Source organism: Sulfitobacter sp. UBA4523 (genome assembly GCF_002388305.1).
Classification (GTDB): domain Bacteria; phylum Pseudomonadota; class Alphaproteobacteria; order Rhodobacterales; family Rhodobacteraceae; genus Sulfitobacter; species Sulfitobacter pontiacus.
Map to the genome: position 1 here is coordinate 1 of NZ_DGMH01000057.1, position 5270 is coordinate 5270.

Here is a 5270-nt window from a genome sequence, read left to right on the forward strand (position 1 = left end):
CGCAGCATCTTGCGCTCGACCGCTTGGGGTTCCTTGACCTTGACGATCATGTCGGCGCTGTCGAAGACCTCTTTCGCGGTGGCAAGGATCGTCGCGCCTGCGTCGGTATAGGCGGCGTCATCAAAACCAGCGCCGATGCCGGCACCTGCTTCGACAACAACCTCATGTCCCTTGTTCACCGCCTCGTAAGCGGCATTCGGGGTCATGCCGACGCGGAATTCCTGTGGCTTGATTTCTTTGGGGCAACCGATTTTCATGAGTTCATCCTATTGAGGGTGCATTTGAATTACGGTACGCCCCTCGATACGCAATTGGGCACGGATTATGGGCCGTTATCCCCCTTGCTCTTCGAATACTCTGCTGCATATTGGTCATTTCACGCGAAAGTATTGCGCCACATGAGTCTAGACGACATCGATCGCCGCATCCTTACTGCCCTGCAACGCAACGGGCGGATGTCGAACTCTGACCTGTCGGAAAAGGTACATCTGTCGCCGTCGGCCTGTCACCGGCGCGTGCAGCGGCTGGAAGCCGAAGGGTATATCCGCGATTACGTCGCCCTGCTGAACCCGCGCAAGATGGGCGTCCCCACGACGGTGTTTGTCGAGATCACCCTACAAGGCCAAGCGGACGAGGTGCTGGACGCCTTTGAAAAAGCGGTCGCGCGTATTCCCGATGTGCTGGAATGTCACCTGATGGCGGGGGCCGCGGATTACCTGCTTAAGGTCGTGGCCGAAAATACCGAGGATTTCGCCCGCATCCATCGCCAGCATTTGGCGCGGTTGCCCGGTGTGGGGCAGATGCAATCCAGCTTTGCGCTGCGCACGGTGTGCAACACCACAGCGCTGCCAGTCGGCTAAATCGCGGAGGGAAACAGCGCCATCCAGATGCCCGCGAACATCGCGATGCCGCCGATATTGACCCAAGCGTGCCATGTCGCATAGCGAAAGCGCATGGCCCGGCGCACGTAAAAGCCGACGCCGATCACATAGGCAAATGCCCCGCCGATGATGCACCAGAGTGTTGCCAGCGGCACCCCTGTCAGGTCCGGCAGTGCGCAAAGGCCAATGGCGCCCAGCCCCAGATAGGATGCGGTGGACCACTTGCCCTGAACCTGCGGATCGGTGATTTTTTTGTACATCGCCACCAGCGCCAGCCCCCATGACACACAAAGCAGCGTGATCGTCCATGTCGTGCCGGCCTGCACGAAGAACGGCGTAAATGTGCCCGCGATACTGGGATAGATCGCCGCATGATCAATCCGCCGCATGAGTTTGCGCGCGTCATGCCACGGCGCGAAGTGGTAGGCGCAGGATGCAAGGTTTGATGCCAACGCGCAAAGCACATAGACCACCACCGCGACCGTCACCGCCGTTTGCAGCGATGTGGCCGACTTCATCACCAACGCGCCGCCAGCCCCAAGAATCAGCGCAAGCCCCACAAGGTGGACGATCAGATCAGCCCGCCGGTGGATCGGGGCAACGCTGGGGTAGGTGGGCTGGGTCATGGTTTGTCCTGTCTTTGGCCGCTTTGCGATACGCTCTGCCGCCGGGTCCTGTCTACTGTACCCATGCGTCACCACGCGCGCAGCGGCAGACAAAAGAAAACCCCCGGCACCGAAAGGTAGCGGGGGTTCGTATTCTTATGCGTCGCTTGGATGATTTACATCATGCCTTCGCGCTGCAATTTCTTCCGTGCCAGTTTGCGGCTACGGCGGATCGCTTCTGCTTTCTCGCGTGCTTTTTTCTCGGAAGGTTTCTCGAAATGCTGCTTAAGCTTCATTTCACGAAACACACCCTCGCGCTGAAGTTTTTTCTTCAGGGCGCGCAGCGCTTGATCGACGTTGTTATCGCGAACACTAACCTGCATGTGGTTTTCACCACCTTTCTAGTTTGAAGTTGCAAGGATTTGCAGGAACTGGCCATATAGCAACCGAAACCTATATTGTCTAGAGCAAAGCCAATCACCCCTTCAGGAGGCCGCTATGACGAACACGTCCCAGACACCGAAAGAACAACTGCTGGATGCCGCGCTGATGCATGTCGCGTTTGACGGCTGGTCAGAGGTGACGTTCAAGGCTGCGGTCAGCGATGCCGGCATGGACCCGACCGTCGCGCGTGCTGTCTGTCCGCGCGGTGCCGTCGACCTGGCCGTCGCCTATCACAAACGGGGCGATCAGCAGATGATCGACCGGATGAAGGCCGAAAACATGACCGAGATGAAATTCTCGGCCAAGGTGGCTGCTATGGTCCGCTTCCGTCTTGAGGCCGCCACGGATAAAGAGGCGGTACGTCGTGGGACAACCCTGTTTGCCCTGCCACAGTATGCGCCCGAGGGGGCCAAACTGGTCTGGGGGACGGCGGATGCCATATGGACTGCCTTGGGGGATACGTCCGAAGACGTGAACTGGTATACCAAACGCGCCACGCTGAGCGCGGTCTATTCCTCGACCGTGCTGTTCTGGCTGGGCGATACCAGCGAGGGCCACGCAGAGACATGGGCCTTCCTTGATCGGCGGATCGAGAACGTGATGCAGATCGAAAAGGTCAAGGCGCAGGTGAACAGCAGCCCGACGCTCAGCATGTTGATGGCCGGGCCCAACTGGTTGCTTTCCCATGTGAAAGCCCCCTCGCGGCTGAACCGTAGCGATCTTCCCGGCAGCTGGGGCAGCCCGCGCCCCTAGGCTGGCTTTCCTCGCCAGACCAGACCTGCTAGGTGCTGCGGCGTCCGCATCCGGCGCGGGCGCGGCTTATTGGTACTCACGCATATGCACCCGTTTCTGATCGATCTGGACAAGGTTTCCTACACCCCCGAGGGAACCTCAGTGCTATGTGATGTGACACTGCAGGCATCCGAGCGGCGGATTGGTATTGTCGGGCGTAACGGGTCCGGTAAGACATCTCTGGCACGGGTGCTGGCAGGGCTGGTGGCCCCGTCGTCGGGCAAGCTGCGGATCAACGGGGTGGATGTGGTCAAGGATCGCAAGGCGGCCTTGCGGCAGGTCGGCATCCTGTTCCAGAACCCCGATCACCAGATTATCTTCCCCACGGTGGAAGAAGAGATCAGCTTTGGCCTGACCCAGCTGAAACACTCCGCAAAAGAGGCGGCAGAGAGAACGGCGGATATCCTCGCCCGCTTTAACCGCAGCCATTGGGCGAAGGCGGCGATCCATCAGCTATCTCAGGGGCAGCGGCAGCTGGTCTGTCTGATGTCGATCCTTGCTATGCAGCCGCGCCTGATCATTCTTGATGAACCTTTTGCGGGGCTTGATATCCCGACGATGATGCATCTCACGCGCGTGCTGCACGCGGTAGAGGCGCATTTGGTGCACATCACCCATGACCCCGCACATCTGGCGACCTATGACCGGATGATCTGGATCGATCAGGGTCAGATCGTGCAGGACGGCGCGGTGCCTCAGGTGACCCAAGCCTTTGTGGCACAGATGCAAGAGATCGGGGAAAGCGATGATTTCACTCACCTCCCCGGTTGAGACCCGCGCCCACGGTTGGCCTGCGGGGGCAAAGCTGGCAGCGCTGTGCGTGGCGACGATGGCGCTATTCAGCCTGACCCACCCCGCGCTGCAGGCGGCGGCCTTGGCGGTGACCCTGCTGCTTTATGCGCTGCCGGGATGGCGGTTTTTCAAGGTGGGGCTGGCGCGCTTGCGGGTGCTGCTGCCCTTCGTTGTGCTGATTATGGTCTGGCATATCGTGACCCGTGACATCATGGCGGGCGCGACCGTGACGTTGCGGATGATGACAGCGGTGGCGCTGGCGAATCTGGTGACCATGACGACCAAGCTGGCGCAGATGGTGGCTGTGGTGACATGGCTGACAACGCCGCTGCGCCGCCTTGGCATCCAGACCCGCGCGATCGAACTGGGCATCGCCCTCGTCATCCGCTTTACCCCCGTTCTGGCGCAAAAGGGCCAGTTGCTGGCGCAGTCATGGCGCGCGCGTTCCACCAAGCGGGTCGGCTGGCGGATGATCATCCCGTTTACCGTGCTGGCGATTGACGACGCAGAACATGTGGCCGAGGCCCTGCGTGCCCGTGGCGGGCTTTGACGTGAGACTCTCCGCGACCTGACGCCTGTCAGTTCGCATTGTGTGTGCCGAAAACCGTGCCTATGGTGCGGCAACACTGATTTACGGAGGAGACGTAGTCGATGACAGAAACCATGCGTGCGATAGAGATCACCAAGGCCGGCGGACCCGAAGTGCTGCAACCCACCGACCGCCCCATGCCGCAGCCGGCCCACGGGCAAGTGGTGATCAAAGTGGCCTATGCCGGTGTCAACCGCCCCGATGCGCTGCAACGCGCGGGCATGTATGCGCCGCCCCCCACTGCCAGCGATCTGCCCGGGCTTGAAGCCTCGGGCGTGGTATCCGCCGTGGGCGAGGGCGTCAGCGGTCTGGCTGTCGGCGACAAGGTCTGCGCGCTGCTGCCCGGTGGCGGCTATGCGGAATATGTCGCGACGCCTGCGGCCCATTGTCTGCCGGTGCCCAAGGGCATGGACATGAAAGAAGCTGCCTGCCTGCCCGAGACATTTTTCACCGTCTGGTCCAACGTGTTCATGCGCGGTGGCCTGAAAGCGGGCGAACGGTTCTTGGTGCATGGCGGCTCGTCGGGGATCGGGACGACAGCGATCCAGTTGGCGCGCGAATTCGGCGCACGGGTTTTTGCGACGGCAGGGACCGATAGCAAATGCGACGCCTGCGCCAAACTCGGGGCCGAGGCCGCGATCAACTACCGTGACTCGGATTTCGTTGATGTGCTGAAAGCCGAGGGCGGGGCAGACCTGATCCTTGATATGGTCGGCGGCGACTACATCCCGCGCAACCTGCAAGCGCTGGCCGAAGACGGCCGTCTTGTGCAGATCGCCTTCCTCAGCGGGCCGAAGGTAGAGGTGAACTTTGCCACGCTGATGACACGCCGTCTGACGATGACCGGCAGCACCCTGCGTCCACAAAGCGATCTGGCCAAGGCCAAGATCGCCGAAGAACTGCGCGAGAAGGTCTGGCCACTGCTGGACGCGGGCAAGATCGCACCGGTGATGGACAGCGAATACGCGTTCGAGGACGCGAGCGAGGCGCACGCCCGCATGGAGACAAGCGGCCATATCGGCAAGATCGTGTTGAAGGTCGACGCCAACGCCTAAGCGGCGGGCAATAATATGAGGCAAGGGGCGCTCTGATAACAGGGCGCCCCTTGTCGTTCAGGGGGCGTTACGCCGACAGGCGCGCCTCCCACGCGTCAAGGGTTTCGGCCCA

7 protein-coding genes and 1 pseudogene are annotated in these 5270 nt (G+C 61.1%); 5 read left to right on the plus strand and 3 right to left on the minus strand.

The features are described 5' to 3' along the window. Positions 1–257, minus strand: a pseudogene (locus tag B3849_RS14060) (alanine dehydrogenase); the annotation flags it as partial. A 141-nt stretch (positions 258–398) separates the two neighbouring features. Here B3849_RS14060 and B3849_RS14065 point away from each other — a divergent pair. Then, a complete protein-coding gene (locus B3849_RS14065) occupies positions 399–860 on the plus strand; it encodes an Lrp/AsnC family transcriptional regulator (protein WP_005851227.1) in 462 nt (153 codons plus the stop codon). Here the strand turns inward: B3849_RS14065 and trhA are convergent. Then, positions 857–1507 (minus strand): PAQR family membrane homeostasis protein TrhA, encoded by a 651-nt coding sequence (gene trhA / locus B3849_RS14070; protein ID WP_009825931.1) that lies wholly within the window; start codon positions 1505–1507, stop codon positions 857–859. The two genes, B3849_RS14065 and trhA, sit on opposite strands and share 4 nt — an antisense overlap. A gap of 155 nt (positions 1508–1662) precedes the next feature. Then, positions 1663–1869, minus strand: a complete 207-nt coding sequence (gene rpsU, locus B3849_RS14075; RefSeq protein WP_005851231.1) for a 30S ribosomal protein S21 — start codon at positions 1867–1869, stop codon at positions 1663–1665. Positions 1870–1984: 115 nt separating this feature from the next. Here rpsU and B3849_RS14080 point away from each other — a divergent pair, with 115 nt between their 5' ends. From B3849_RS14080 to B3849_RS14095, 4 genes are all read left to right on the plus strand, one after another. Continuing rightward, positions 1985–2683 carry a COQ9 family protein gene (locus tag B3849_RS14080; protein WP_278424823.1) on the plus strand — a complete coding sequence of 233 codons (699 nt, stop codon included), beginning with the start codon at positions 1985–1987 and terminating at the stop codon, positions 2681–2683. 84 nt (positions 2684–2767) lie between these two features. After that, positions 2768–3493 (plus strand): energy-coupling factor ABC transporter ATP-binding protein, encoded by a 726-nt coding sequence (locus B3849_RS14085; protein WP_278424824.1) that lies wholly within the window; start codon positions 2768–2770, stop codon positions 3491–3493. Further along, entirely contained in the window at positions 3468–4064 is a 597-nt protein-coding gene (locus B3849_RS14090; protein ID WP_184583289.1) for an energy-coupling factor transporter transmembrane component T family protein, read from the plus strand. Before B3849_RS14085 ends, B3849_RS14090 begins: the two co-directional genes overlap by 26 nt. Positions 4065–4165: 101 nt before the next feature. After that, positions 4166–5158, plus strand: a complete 993-nt coding sequence (locus B3849_RS14095) for an NAD(P)H-quinone oxidoreductase (RefSeq protein WP_037943108.1) — start codon at positions 4166–4168, stop codon at positions 5156–5158. The last annotated feature ends 112 nt before the right edge of the window (positions 5159–5270 follow it).